The 14,310-nt window shown below is 33.3% G+C and carries 14 protein-coding genes; 9 read left to right on the forward strand and 5 right to left on the reverse strand.

The features are described 5' to 3' along the window. The first annotated feature begins 23 nt into the window (after window positions 1-23). The 9 genes from Q0912_RS05370 (at window position 24) to Q0912_RS05410 (ending at window position 9,253) form a co-directional block, all read left to right on the forward strand. Window positions 24-554 carry a hypothetical protein gene (locus tag Q0912_RS05370; RefSeq protein ID WP_299112780.1) on the forward strand — a complete coding sequence of 177 codons (531 nt, stop codon included), beginning with the start codon at window positions 24-26 and terminating at the stop codon, window positions 552-554. A 100-nt stretch (window positions 555-654) separates the two neighbouring features. Further along, a complete protein-coding gene (locus Q0912_RS05375) occupies window positions 655-3,513 on the forward strand; it encodes an insulinase family protein (RefSeq protein WP_299112782.1) in 2,859 nt (952 codons plus the stop codon). Window positions 3,514-3,658: 145 nt separating this feature from the next. After that, the gene (locus Q0912_RS05380) at window positions 3,659-4,426 is read left to right on the forward strand and encodes an AAA family ATPase (RefSeq protein ID WP_299112784.1); all 768 of its coding nucleotides are present in this window, start codon (window positions 3,659-3,661) and stop codon (window positions 4,424-4,426) included. Beyond that, on the forward strand, window positions 4,426-5,328 hold the full coding sequence (locus Q0912_RS05385; RefSeq protein ID WP_299112786.1) for a ParB/RepB/Spo0J family partition protein: 903 nt from the start codon (window positions 4,426-4,428) through the stop codon (window positions 5,326-5,328). Before Q0912_RS05380 ends, Q0912_RS05385 begins: the two co-directional genes overlap by 1 nt. After that, entirely contained in the window at window positions 5,318-5,926 is a 609-nt protein-coding gene (locus Q0912_RS05390; protein ID WP_299112788.1) for a DUF5683 domain-containing protein, read from the forward strand. Before Q0912_RS05385 ends, Q0912_RS05390 begins: the two co-directional genes overlap by 11 nt. Window position 5,927: 1 nt before the next feature. Further along, on the forward strand, window positions 5,928-6,629 hold the full coding sequence (gene dapB, locus Q0912_RS05395; RefSeq protein WP_299112790.1) for a 4-hydroxy-tetrahydrodipicolinate reductase: 702 nt from the start codon (window positions 5,928-5,930) through the stop codon (window positions 6,627-6,629). Between the two features lie 61 nt (window positions 6,630-6,690). Then, a complete protein-coding gene (gene lepB / locus Q0912_RS05400) occupies window positions 6,691-8,307 on the forward strand; it encodes a signal peptidase I (protein WP_299112792.1) in 1,617 nt (538 codons plus the stop codon). A gap of 21 nt (window positions 8,308-8,328) precedes the next feature. After that, window positions 8,329-8,952 (forward strand): WbqC family protein, encoded by a 624-nt coding sequence (locus tag Q0912_RS05405; protein WP_299112794.1) that lies wholly within the window; start codon window positions 8,329-8,331, stop codon window positions 8,950-8,952. Beyond that, window positions 8,945-9,253, forward strand: coding sequence for a DUF6122 family protein (locus Q0912_RS05410; RefSeq protein WP_299112797.1), 309 nt, complete (start codon window positions 8,945-8,947; stop codon window positions 9,251-9,253). The genes Q0912_RS05405 and Q0912_RS05410 overlap by 8 nt, the downstream gene beginning before the upstream one ends. On the opposite strand, the gene Q0912_RS05415 is transcribed toward Q0912_RS05410, so the two are convergent. The 5 genes from Q0912_RS05415 to Q0912_RS05435 are packed head-to-tail and all read right to left on the reverse strand — an operon-like array spanning window position 9,245 to window position 14,151. Next, window positions 9,245-10,270, reverse strand: a complete 1,026-nt coding sequence (locus tag Q0912_RS05415; protein WP_299112799.1) for an endonuclease/exonuclease/phosphatase family protein — start codon at window positions 10,268-10,270, stop codon at window positions 9,245-9,247. The genes Q0912_RS05410 and Q0912_RS05415 overlap by 9 nt on opposite strands. 28 nt (window positions 10,271-10,298) lie before the next feature. Further along, window positions 10,299-11,168: a rhomboid family intramembrane serine protease gene (locus Q0912_RS05420; protein ID WP_299112800.1), complete on the reverse strand. Its 870-nt coding sequence runs from the start codon at window positions 11,166-11,168 to the stop codon at window positions 10,299-10,301. Between the two features lie 2 nt (window positions 11,169-11,170). Continuing rightward, window positions 11,171-12,007: a rhomboid family intramembrane serine protease gene (locus Q0912_RS05425; RefSeq protein WP_299112802.1), complete on the reverse strand. Its 837-nt coding sequence runs from the start codon at window positions 12,005-12,007 to the stop codon at window positions 11,171-11,173. A gap of 3 nt (window positions 12,008-12,010) precedes the next feature. After that, window positions 12,011-13,867, reverse strand: a complete 1,857-nt coding sequence (mutL, locus tag Q0912_RS05430) for a DNA mismatch repair endonuclease MutL (protein ID WP_299112804.1) — start codon at window positions 13,865-13,867, stop codon at window positions 12,011-12,013. Then, complete coding sequence (locus Q0912_RS05435) at window positions 13,867-14,151, reverse strand: riboflavin synthase subunit beta (RefSeq protein ID WP_299112806.1); 285 nt, start codon at window positions 14,149-14,151, stop codon at window positions 13,867-13,869. Before Q0912_RS05435 ends, mutL begins: the two co-directional genes overlap by 1 nt. Window positions 14,152-14,310 lie beyond the last annotated feature (159 nt).

The raw sequence follows: 14,310 nt of genomic DNA on the forward strand, positions 1-14,310 counted from the left end.
TATCATTTCACTTATAAAATTCAATGATAAATAAAGTCTTTGTATTATTTGGTGTAGTAGTATTATCTGTAGTAATTGCTAGTGCATATGGCGCTATTCATAATCAGATTACTTACTCTATTTCTGAAGAATATTTCACAAAATTAAAATTTAATCAATTTGGTTTATGGAACGGAGCATTTGGCAATAATGGATTTAAGAAATCTGCATTTGTAGGTGTTTTAGCAACATGGTGGTTTGGTGCTATCATAGGTTTAATAATTGGTATACTAACAATATTTATATTCAACTTTAATAAGAAATTAAAGATAATTCTAAAACAAGTATTTTTAGTACTTGTATTTGCTGTTTTAGCAGGTATTATAGGTTTTTTAGTTGGAAAGTTATTTATCAATGATTTAGGAATGAATTCAAACTTTATTTCAAATTTAGATGACCCAAAAGCTTTTGTCATAGCTGGAAGCATTCATAATTTTAGTTACCTAGGTGGCTTAGTAGGGCTTTTTTATAGCGTATTTCACCTTTTTAAATTAAATAAAGTTAAGTTCAACTAAAAATTTAGTTAAAATAATGTTATTCCTTTTTACTACAATTTATAATCCGTAAATTGGAGGAATTTTCTTATAAATTTTTAATCGATAAAACCATCAATCAATGACAACAAAACTTTCTCGAGTGTTTAAAACACTTTTTGTGTGCTGTTTACTAGTCACTTTTACTGCCAATGCGCAAACCACAACTTTAGAAAAACAGACTACAGGTGCTGTACCTTCTGATGCTCTGCCAATAACATCAGAAGTAAAAATTGGTAAACTATCTAACGGACTCACCTATTACATTCAAAATAATGGAAAACCAGAAGATAAAGTAGAATTGCGTTTAGCGCTTAAAGCAGGTTCTATTGTAGAGACTGAAGATCAAAGAGGCTTAGCACACTTTATGGAGCATATGAATTTTAATGGCACCAAAAACTTTAAAAAAAATGAACTGGTAGATTACCTACAAAGCATTGGAGTAGAGTTTGGCGCTGACCTCAATGCATATACAGGCTTTGACCAAACAGTTTACATTCTTCCGATTCCTAGTGATGATCCAGAAAAATTAGATAAAGGTTTTCAGATTCTTCAAGATTGGGCAGGTAATGCACTACTAACAGATGAAGATATTGATGATGAACGCGGTGTAGTTATTGAAGAGTATAGAACGCGTTTAGGTGCAGCTACAAGAATGCGATCACGATACTTAGATAAAATTGCATACAAATCTAAGTATGCTGATCGTTTACCTATTGGAACAAAAGAAAACCTTGAAAACTTTAAATATGAAAGTATACGAAACTTTCAGAGAGATTGGTACAGGCCAAATCTTATGGCAGTCATCGCTGTGGGCGACTTAGATGTTGAAACTTTAGAAAAGAAAATAAAAGACAACTTTAGTGGTTTAAAAAACCCTAAAAACCCAAAACCTAGAGAAGAATATTATTCAGAAAGTCACGAAGGTACTTTTGTTGCCGTAGAATGGGATGAAGAAGCCACAGGTAGCCAAGTTCAGATTTTTTATAAAGACAAAGACAAGCCAAAAAAGACAAAAACTGTAGCAGATTATCAGGATAACATGGTAGAAGGTCTTTTTTCGCAAATGATCAATAACCGATTAAGAGAATACAGTAATAAACCTAACCCACCATTTATTTATGGATTTTCATACCATGGAGGTACTATTGGCAATCAAGACGCCTATCAGTCCTTTGCTCAAACTAATGAAACTGGTCAGTTAGAAGCGCTTAGAGTATTACTAGAAGAAAATGAGCGTGTAAAACGTTTTGGTTTTAAAGCCTCAGAATTAGAGCGTGCTAAAAAAGATTATTTAGCAAGATTAGAGCGCCAATTTAAAGATAAAGACAAGCGTGAATCTAATAGAATTGTTGGCCGTTACGTTCAGCACTTTTTACAAGAAAGCCCTATCCCTGGAATTGAATGGAGTTACGCTTTCGCTCAGAAAGAGTTGCCAAAAATTAAGTTAGAAGATGTTAATGGTTTAATTTCAGACTTTTTGCACGACGATAATAGACTAGTTATCCTAACAGGTCCTAAAAAAGAAGGTCTCACCAAAGTAACCGAACAAGAAGTTATCGACTTGTTAGAAACGGTCAAGAAAGCAGATGTTAAAGATTATGAGGATGAAGCCGTTAGAGAAGAATTGATGCCTGTTAAACCTGCAAAAGGTAGTATTGCCAAAAAAGAAGTGAACAACGAAGGGAAGGTTAACGAAACAACTACATTGACGTTAAGTAATGGAGCCAAAGTCACTTACAAAAAAACAGATTTTAAAAATGATGAAGTTTTATTTGAAGCATTTAGTTACGGCGGAACATCATTATACACTGCTGAAGAATTAAAAGAGACCTCAAGCGCTAACAGAGGTTTATTTGAAGCTGGTATTGATGGTATTGATAAGAATGAAATGACCAAAATGACTTCTGGTAAAATCGTAAGAGTAAGACCATTTATTAGCGGTAATTCTGAAGGCTTTAGAGGCTCTGCATCACCAAAGGATATGGAAATGATGTTTCAGATGATTCATTTATATTTTACAAAATTAGATAAAGATCCTGAAGCATTTTCTTCTTTCATTAATAAACAAAAAGCATTTCTAGGTAACATATTATCTAATCCTAACATTTCATTTTCTATTGCTTTAGGAGAATTTTTAAACGAAGGCAATCCAAGATATACAGGTTTCCCAGATGAAGAAGCTTTAGATAATGCTAATTACGATTTGGCTTACGAGAAATATAAAGAACGTTTTGCTAATGCCGGAGACTTCCATTTCTACTTTGTAGGTAACGTAGATGAAGACAAAATTAAAAACTACGCTGAGACTTATATTGCTTCTCTATCAGGTAATGGAGAAAAAGAGATGTATAAAGTCCACGATTTTAGACCAAAATCTGGATCGCATGAGTTTACATACTATAAGGGTACCGAACCTAAAAGTCAAGTGAGACTTACATATTCTGGAGAAACTGAATATAACAAAGACGAAGCACGAGCAATGAATGCTCTGGGAGAGATTTTAAGCATTAAACTCATCGAAAAGTTACGAGAAGAAGAAGGTGGAGTTTATGGTGCAGGAGCAAGAGGCTCTATAAGTAAATTACCTTATAGCCGCTATAGCTTTAGTATTTCATTCCCTTGTGCACCAGAAAATGCAGAAAAACTAATTGCTGCATCTCTTGCAGAAGTTGAAACTATTATTAAAAATGGCCCAACAGAAGTTGATCTAGATAAAGTAAAAAAGGCCTTATTGCTCTCAAGAAAAGAAGATTTAGAGCAAAATCGTTTTTGGTTATCGACCATTAAAGATGCAGATTATAATAAAAGTGATTTAAACGGCGTAGTTAATTATGAAGCTAATATCAATGCATTAACAACCAAAGATATTCACAATGTAGCTAAGAAGTACTTAACTAACGGTTACATCAAAGCAGTCTTAATGCCAGAAAAAGAATAAACTTAAATAAGAAATATCTCAAAGAACAAGTCGTCTGAATATAAAACTTTAGACGACTTGTTTTGTTTACGCTATGTTAACAACTTCCATTTTCAAAACCCATAATAAATCGTATTTTTAAACCCTTAATAAACCAAATCATTTAATGGGTAAAATCATTGCAATTGCTAATCAAAAAGGAGGTGTTGGTAAAACGACAACCTCAGTAAATTTAGCAGCTTCTCTAGGCGCATTAGAGAAGAAAGTCCTACTTATAGATGCTGACCCACAAGCCAATGCGAGTTCTGGCTTGGGTATTAATGTAGATGCTGTTGAAGTCGGTTCGTATCAGGTTTTAGAGCATACAAAATTGGCAAAAGAAGCTATTGTTGCATCAAATGCACCAAATGTAGATGTAATTCCTGCGCATATAGATCTTGTGGCTATTGAAATAGAATTAGTCGATAAAGATGAACGCGAGTATATGCTTAAAAAGGCTATTACAGAATTAAAATCTGAATATGATTATATTTTAATCGATTGTGCTCCTTCATTAGGATTATTAACATTGAATGCTTTAACAGCCTCAGATTCAGTGATTATTCCTATTCAATGCGAGTATTTTGCTCTCGAAGGCTTAGGCAAACTGTTAAATACTATTAAAAGTGTACAAAAGATACATAATGAAGCGTTAGATATTGAAGGTATGCTCCTTACCATGTTCGATTCGCGTTTACGCCTATCTAACCAAGTGGTTGAAGAAGTTCAGAAGCACTTCAGTGATATGGTATTTGAAACGATTATTCAGCGTAATGTACGATTAGGTGAAGCGCCAAGTTACGGTGAAAGCATCATTAATTATGATGTAAGTAGCAAAGGAGCAGCTAATTATTTAAGCCTAGCAAAAGAGCTTATAAAGAAAAATGAATTTTAATGGCGAAGGCAACTAAAAAACAAGCTTTAGGAAGAGGGCTTTCAGCACTGTTGAAAGACCCTGAAAATGATATAAAATCTGCAGAAGATAAAAATGCAGATAAGGTAGTGGGTAACATTGTAGAACTCGATATTGAGAGCATTGAAGTTAATCCATTTCAACCAAGAACAAACTTCAATGAAGAATCCTTAAGGGAATTAGCATCATCTATACGCGAGCTTGGTGTTATTCAACCTATAACAGTTAGAAAACTAGCTTTTAACAAGTATCAGCTCGTTTCTGGAGAACGTCGTTTTAGAGCTTCAAAATTAGTTGGTTTAGAAACGATTCCTGCATATATCCGTATTGCTAATGATCAGGAGTCATTAGAGATGGCTTTGGTAGAGAATATTCAACGTCAGGATTTAGACCCAATAGAGATTGCGCTGTCCTACCAACGTTTAATTGATGAAATTCAATTAACACAAGAACAAATGAGTGAACGTGTTGGTAAAAAACGCTCTACAATTGCTAACTACTTACGGTTATTGAAATTAGATCCAATTATTCAAACTGGTATGCGCGATGGTTTTATTTCAATGGGTCATGGTAGAGCTATGGTAAATATTGAAAGTCAGATTGACCAATTAGAAATTTACGAAAAAGTGATAAGTCAAAAGCTTTCTGTTCGAGCTACAGAACAGTTAGTAAAAAGCTTAAATACTGAAACCGATTCCGCTTCTCAAAGCACATCAACAGAAGTACCCAAATACATCAAAAAAGGTGTTAAAGAATTTTCAGAATATTTTGGACATAAGATTGATGTAAAAGTATCAAAAAACGGAAGCGGAAAAATCACCATTCCATTTCATTCAGAAGAGGATTTTAATAGAATTAAAAAATTAGTGCAACGTGCTAAATAAGCGTCAATACTTTCTCATACTGTTTCTGTTTTCAGTAGTTTTATCATTTGCTCAAGAGAAGAAAAATGATACCACTAGTATTGGTTTAGATAAAGAGTTGGTCGTTATTGAGGAGCAAAACATAGAACGAAAACCTATTGATCCACTACGACCATCTAAAGCCGCATTTCTTTCGGCAATTTTACCAGGTGCTGGTCAGGCATACAATAAAAAATATTGGAAAATACCAATTGTATGGGGAGCGATAGGTACAGGAATTTATTTCTACGTTAGAAACGACAAACAGTTTGATCGCTATAGAGATGCGTATAAAAGACGTCTGGCTGGTTTTACTGACGATGAGTTTTCTGATGCCGATGGTAATCCTCTAATCTCTAATGACGGTTTAATACGAGCACAGCAGCAGTTTAGACGGAATAAAGAAATATCCTTATTGGTAACGATAGGTTTATATGCCTTAAATATTATTGACGCAAACGTTGATGCCCATTTATTGCAATTTAATGTCGATGAAAATTTAAGTTTAAGTCCACATTACCAGTATAATCAAATGGAAAATTCTTCGGATTTAGGTCTTACTCTAAACTTTAAGTTTTAAGATGAGAATAGCTTTACTCGGTTATGGTAGAATGGGAAAAAGTATTGAGTCTATTGCACTTAAAAGAAATCACACCATTACTATAAAGGCGACTAGCAATACCACTACTTTCGATTTTTCTAATACTGATGTTGCTATAGATTTTAGCCTACCTTCTACTGCTGTTATAAATATTAAAAAGGCTTTAGATGCAGAAATTCCTATAATTTCAGGAACCACAGGCTGGTTAGAGCACTATGAGAATATTGTTTCCTATTGTAATTCTAAAAATGGCACCTTTTTATATGCTTCAAATTTTAGCTTAGGAGTCAATATTTTTTTTGAAATCAATAAGAAATTAAGTCAACTCATGGCTAATGTTGACGGCTATAGCACTAAAATAGAAGAAATTCATCATACAAAAAAATTAGACGCTCCCAGTGGTACTGCCATTACTCTAGCTAAGCAAATTATCTCCAATTCTGATTACAAAAACTGGACTTTAGATAAAGCGGATAAAGATGAAATTCATATTGAAGCTAAGCGAATACCCGAAGTTCCTGGAACTCACGAGATCACTTATAATTCTGAAGTCGACTCTATAAATATTAAGCATACAGCGCACAACAGACAAGGTTTTGCTTTGGGAGCCATTATAGCGGCAGAATGGATCATGAATAAAAAAGGCGTATTCACTATGCGCGATGTGTTAAACATTGGTTAACTTGCCCAAATTTTGAAACAAATTAGAATAATTTTCAACCTACATAGAAAAACTTAACGATATGACTTGGACACAATGGTTTATATTTCTAATGATTTTACAGGTTATTCATGGAGTTGGCACATGGAAACTCTACGTAAAAGCTGGCAGACAAGCTTGGGAAGCCTTTGTACCTGTTTACAATGCCGTAGTACTAATGAAAATTATTTCTCGTCCATGGTGGTGGGTAATATTACTGTTTTTACCAATAGTGAATCTTATTATGATTCCTGCGGCTTGGGTAGAAACCGCAAGAGCTTATGGCAAGGGTACTAAACTAGATGCACTTTTATGTATTATTACTTTAGGTTTTTATCTCTATTATCTCAACTATGTAGCAAATGTCAATTATATTGAAGACCGAAAGCTAACACCAAAAACCTCAGCTGGCGAGTGGATCACTTCTATTCTATTTGCTATTGTCGCTGCCACTATTGTTCACACCTATTTCTTTCAACCTTTTGTAATTCCGTCTTCATCACTAGAGAAATCCTTATTAGTTGGTGACTTCCTTATTGTAAGTAAAATACACTATGGAGCCAGAGGCCCAATGACTACCGTTGCTGCACCTATGGTACATGATACTATTCCTGTACTAAAAAACAAATCTTACCTCTATAACGATAACTTTGAAGAAAAAAACACATCCTGGATAAACAAACTACAACTACCCTATTTTAGATTACCTGGTTTTGAAGATATAGAGCGTAACGATATTGTGGTTTTTAACCAACCAGCAGATACCTTGTTGGATATGAATAATTTCACTCCAGACCGTAATTATTACAAACCTATTGACAAGAAAACAAATTTAGTAAAGCGTTGTGTTGGACTTCCGGGAGATACTTTAGAAATTAGAAATGGTTATGTGTTTATTAATGGTAAACAAAACAAGTTACCTCCTAGATCCCACTTACAATTTTCTTACCGATTAACATTGAAAAAGCCTATCAGTACTTCTGGTGAAGAACTCATGTTTTATAATATGCTAGATAAAGCTGATATCGATGATGGCTTTAGCTTTAACCCAAATGATGGTACATTTTACCTAGCTGCTGTATCTAATGAAGCTGTAAACAAACTCAAAGTGCAACCCAATGTTGCAAGTGTAGAGCGCATAACAAAAAAGAAAGGTGAAAATGGTAATATCTTCCCAAGAGATACTAATTATAGTTGGAATGTAGATCAATACGGGAAACTATGGATACCAAAAGCTGGAGCTACAGTGCAAATAAACACTGAAAACATCTCGCTTTACAAACGTGTTATTGGCGAATATGAAGGGAACAAAGTCGTAACCAGAGGCAATCAGGTTTTTATTAATGACCAACCTGCAACCTCTTATACCTTTAAGCAAGACTATTATTGGATGATGGGAGATAACCGTCACAATTCTATTGACAGTAGATATTGGGGATTTGTACCCTACAATCATATTTTTGGCAAACCTGTATTTATATGGATGAGTATTGATGGCATTAACGATGGCATTAAAAACTGGAGTTTCCGTTGGGATCGTATTTTCACCACTGTAAGTGGTAGTGGTAAGCGTACTTCTTATCTTATCCCCTTTTTAGTTGTAGTTTTTGGTCTAACCTTCTTCAATAAATGGAGAAAGAAAAAGAAAGCTAAAGCTTAGTATTCTTAAAATAAAGACATAATGAGTTGTCTTATTTACCCAACATATTTTCCCAACATAGCACATATGGTTGCTATGCTTTATGCGGATTCGGTTTGTTTTGAAGTCTGTGACAATTACCAAAAACAATCGTTTAGAAATCGTACCGAAATATATGGCGCTAATGGTAAACTCGCTTTAACTATTCCCGTGAGTTATACGCAAAAGAACAGACAACTCTACAGAGATGTAAAGATTGCTAATGAAGATCATTGGCAATTACAGCATTTAAAATCATTACAGTCTGCATACAGCATGTCCCCTTTTTTTGAGTTCTATATTGACGATCTAATGCCATTGTTTGAAAAGCGATTTGATTACATCCTCGATTTTAATTTAAAATGTTTTGATATACTTCTTGATTGCCTACAAATAGAAATTACTACACAACAAACCATTACTTATGAAAAATCACCTAATAACATAACTGACTTTAGATTATTAACTAAACGAAATCAAGTTATAGAGCCTTTTAAACCTTATGTTCAGGTATTTAGTGAAAAGCATGGATTTATATCTAACCTCAGTATCTTAGATTTACTGTTTAATGAAGGACCAAATTCCGAATGTTACTTAAAACAACAAATGCTAAGACCTAATGCTTAAATTTTTAGTGCATTATGGATTGCATATGGGGTTGCCATTAATTATAGCATTCATCTTTTTTAAAAAAACCTGGCTTAAGACTTATCTAATAATGCTCTCAGCATTTATTATCGATCTGGATCACCTTTTAGCCCATCCTATTTTTGATCCAAATCGTTGTAGTATCAATTTTCATCCGCTGCACTCTTACTATGCTATTGCTATTTATGCTATACTACTAATCCCAAAGTCAACCAGAATTTTTGCGCTAGGACTAATAGCGCATATTATTTCAGATTATGCAGATTGTTTTTTAATCTAACTTAAGTGTTGCTTTTATTGGATAGTGATCGGAAAGTTTTAATTCGTTATAGGTTTTAAAACCATTGACAGAGAAACTTTGATCGGCTAAGATAAAATCTATTCTAAGCGGAAAATATTTAAAATCAAAGGTTCTGCCAAAGCCATTACCAGCCTCTTCAAAAGTATCTACTAAATCATCACCTTTAATTTCTTTGTAGATATAGGAATATGCTGTGTTATTAAAGTCTCCCGTTACGATAGCTTTATAAGGACACTTGGCTTTATGAGCTAGAAATAATTCAACTTGCTCTTGTTGTGCCTTAAATGTAGTACCAACTTGCTTAAACAATGCTTCAGAAGATTCTTTTTTAAGAACATCTACATCGGTTTGAATACCTGAGGACTGTAAATGTAAATTATAGATCCTTATGGTGTCTTTGTGTTTAACAATATCAACAAAAACGCCATTATTGAACGTATTTTTAAACTCTAATGATCCAGAATTTACAATAGGAAACTTAGAAAATATGACCTGACCACGCTTAGCTTCATAGTTAACTGTTGCATTAAAATTATGATAACCTTTTAAAGTAAGTGGGTTTTTTGTTCTATACTCTTGTAAACAAATGATTTCGGGCTGTTCCTTTTCTATAAACGCTTTAATATCTGCTTTTACTGTTTTACTTGGCAGCCAAGAATACATATTAAATAATCTTACATTAAAAGATAGTATAGAAACATTGTTTGTATCCTCTACGCTTTTTGAAGATGAAAACTTATATAATGCGTTTAAATAACCCCAACCCAGAACCAAAATAATTAAGGATAATAACATCTGCTTCTTTACCTGAAGTAACCAATACACAAAAAATAAAATGTTTAGCAACAATAATAAAGGCACACCTAAACTTAAAACTGATAAGGTTGCAAAACTTTTTGGCGGGACATAAGGCAATATATAAGAAATGAGTAGTAAAAATGCTGCCAACGAATTGACTAAAAACATAATTTTACCAACGAATTTTAACTTCTTCATATACTTTGCATACAAATAAGAATCTTTTTTAATTCTTACCAGATCTAAAGAGAAACTCTTTTTCTTCTGCTGTTAAACTCTCATAACCGCTCTTACTGATTTTATCGAGAATTAAATCTACCTTTTTCTGATCATTAAACGTATGAAACTCTTCTTTAGTCTTACCAGCATAAGACTTCTTTTTTGATGTTCTATGTACCGTCTTAAGATTTGATTTGGGCTTAAACCAACTCACAACTGTATCCATAATCCTTTCAAAACCTAAACCTATATCTTTACCATCTTTTAATTTTATAGCATAAAAATAGCCTAAAACTGCACCACCCAAATGAGCTACATTTCCACCTTGATTTAAACCAAATAAACCTAAAACATCCATCACAATTAAAGCTATAGCAATATACTTCAGCTTTATATTGAATGTAAAAATGCGAACTTCTGTTTGAGCCATATATACACCTAAGAAAATCATTAACGCTCTAATACCAGCTGACGCTCCAACTACTCCAGAGGTGCTTATCAATAAATTACTTGGCAAAACATTATAAACAAAAAGAAAAGCTAATCCACCAATAATGATTCCTAAAAAATAAATATTAAGCGCCATTTTAGGTCGAAACAAATTTAATAACATCCTTGATATATAATACAATATGAGGAGGTTAAAAAGAATATGAAAAAAACTATAATGTGTAAACCCATAGGTGATAAGTGTCCATGGTTTCCATAAAAACTGAAAAAAATCTGAAGGTAAGCTTAAATATGATAGTCCATTGCTTGTTCTACCAAAAACTTTAATCAATTGCCCTGTGATAAAAACAACAATATTAATAGCAATTATCTTTTCAAAAGCACTGAATTTATTGAATTTATATTTTAGATTTTGAAAATTGCTCATGGTTAATTCCAACGGTATTTATTCATACTATTCTTTTTCCAGTACCACATAATTAAAAAGCCTGTAATAGCTCCACCAATATGTGCTGCATATGCTGTATTACTTGGACTAAAAAATGATTGTCCAGTAAAAGCTGAAATAACATCTAGTATTATAATACCAGGAATAAAATATTTTGCTTTTATGGGTATAGGCAGAAATATTAACATCAATTCTGCATTTGGGTTCATCATTCCAAAAGCAGCCAAAATACCCATAATACACCCAGAAGCACCAACCATTGTAACATTAGTCTTAGCATTTACATTATATATACTGGCAAACACCTCATTGCTGACTATTGAACCATCTAAATTATTATCAAGAAATAAAGTGTTTAGTTTATTATATAAAATATTACTATCAAATCGATAACTAGAATTCACAATATCCAAATTGATTATCTCACTTACTATTTCTTTAGATAACCCAAGGTTATTTATAACATTAAAGTCTTGATATACTTGAAAATAATAAACGATAAATGTTAGTAAAACCGCTCCTAACCCTGAGGATATATATAAAAATAAAAACTTTTTATTTCCCAATCTTTGTTCTACAGCAGTACCAAACATCCATAATCCAAACATATTAAATAATATATGAGCAAAAGTTTGATTGCTATGCATAAACATGTGTGTGAAAATCTGCCAAACATTGAAGTTTTCACTTTTGGGTGTATACAAAGCAAACCATTGATTAAAAAGGTCACCATTATTTCCTATAGTCATCATTCCAATGAATACAATAACATTTATAATTATCAAATGCTTTACTGTATCAGTAATTCCTAGTCTCATATACTACATAAATTTTTTTTCAATATCATCAATGCCTAGTGTTATAAACGTAGGTCTATTGGTTGGTGATACATTGGGTTCCTTACAGGCAAAAAGACTATTGACCAAATGCTCTTGTTCTGTATGATTTAATCCTTGTCCATTTTTTATTGCCAGGCTTTTCGCCATAGATTTAGCCAGTAAATCAGTGGCGCTAAAATTCGCATCTGGCACATCACTTTCTACATCACTTATCAATTGCTCTAAAATAATAGACACCTCACTTTCTGGCACTCCAACTGGAACTCCAGTAATGGTAATATCCTCATCAGATACTTTAGAAAACACAAAACCTGTATGCTCTAAATCCGTTTTTAAGTTTGTAATTATTTGAGTCTCATTGGGAGTAAAATGTAATTGTAATGGAAACAATAATTGTTGGCTGGTTGCTTCCTTAATTGTAATGTGCTTTAAAAAATTCTCATATAATACACGTTGATGAGCTCTGTTCTGGTCTATAATGAGCATTCCCGATTTTAAGGTGCTTACAATATATTTCTGTTGTAACTGAAACGTTGTCTTAGAAGCATCAACTGAAGCATCACCAAACAATGATTCGGTTTTAGAATCACTTTCAAAAGTAACCTCACTAAAATCGTTTTCAGACTTATTGCCTTTAGACTCTAAACCAACATATAGGCTTTCCCAAGATGCTGTTGGTGCTTGCTTAAAACTTGTACGCTGCGATGTCTGTTTTGTCGTATTAGTATCATCAGCAAACGGATTAAAACTTTTATCGACATCAATGGCTGGAGTAGAAGCTACTTTATCTTTATAACTATAAGGCGTATTGAGCTGACCTTGGTGTTCAAAATCTAAAACAGGTGCGATATTAAATTGTCCTAAACTATGCTTTACCGCCGAACGTAAAATGGCATACAAGGTATGTTCATCGTCAAACTTAATTTCGGTTTTGGTAGGATGAATATTAATATCAATGGTTTTAGGATCGACAGTTAGGTTTAAAAAATAACTCGGATGGTAACCGTCTTTTAGTAAACCTTCAAATGCAGCACTAATCGCATGATTAAGATAAGGGCTTTTTATAAAACGTTGATTCACAAAAAAGAATTGCTCGGAACGCGTTTTCTTAGAATATTCTGGCTTTCCAACAAAACCAGAAATTTTTAACACTTCTGTTTGCTCTTCAACAGGCACTAATTTTTCGTTGGTTTTATTACCAAAAATATGTACCACACGTTGCCTGTAATTTTCACTAGGCAGATGAAACAATTCACTTCCATTATGATAAAATGCAAAGGCAATATTAGGATGCGCTAATGCTACACGGTGAAACTCGTCTGTGATATGACGCAATTCTACAGTATCGGATTTTAAGAAATTTCGCCTTGCGGGAATATTAAAAAATAGATTTTTAACAGCAACAGAAGTACCTGTTGGAGTCACAGAAACTTCCTGTGACTTTACTTTACTACCTTCAATTTCTATAGCAGTTCCTAACTCGTCATCTGCAAGTTTGGTCTTCAGTTCTACATGTGCTATAGCCGCTATACTAGCCAAAGCCTCTCCTCTAAACCCTTTGGTATTAAGTTGAAATAAATCTTCTGCGGATTTTATTTTTGATGTGGCATGACGCTCAAAGCTCAATCGTGCATCAGTAACACTCATGCCCTTACCATTATCAATAACCTGAACTAAAGTTTTGCCAGCATCTTTTATAATAAGTTTTACTTCAGTAGCACTGGCATCAATAGCATTTTCTAGCAATTCTTTAACTACAGAAGCTGGTCGTTGTACCACCTCACCTGCTGCAATCTGGTTAGCAACATGGTCTGGCAAAAGTTGAATGATATCTGTCATTAGCGATTAGGAAAGAAGATAGATAAGTCGAAGCCTATAAGGAATAGGAATAACAAAATTAAAATACCTGCAATGACAAATACACGTTTATTAACTTTTTCATCTCTATTATTTTGATACTCATCTAGAGCAGCATTTAACTTCCCTTTTATCCCTTTTGGTGGGTTAATAGTTTTTCTATGTGCATCAAATTTATGTTTTAATTCATAAGGATTTCCATCACCTTTATAATAACGTGGTTTATAACTATACCTTCGATTTTTCTTTAATTTCATTAATCCCATAATATCCTTATTTAATATATCCTTCGAGGATATACATTAAAACAAAAAGAGATACTAACATTATAATCAGAGCTGGTAAAGATGTGAGTACATTTCCTTTACGTTTTGTATTACCCCTAATTTTAGTCCACTTTGTCTCTAAATCGTCTCTCGACGCTT

The organism is uncultured Winogradskyella sp. (genome assembly GCF_947498345.1).
Taxonomy (GTDB): Bacteria; Bacteroidota; Bacteroidia; order Flavobacteriales; family Flavobacteriaceae; genus Winogradskyella.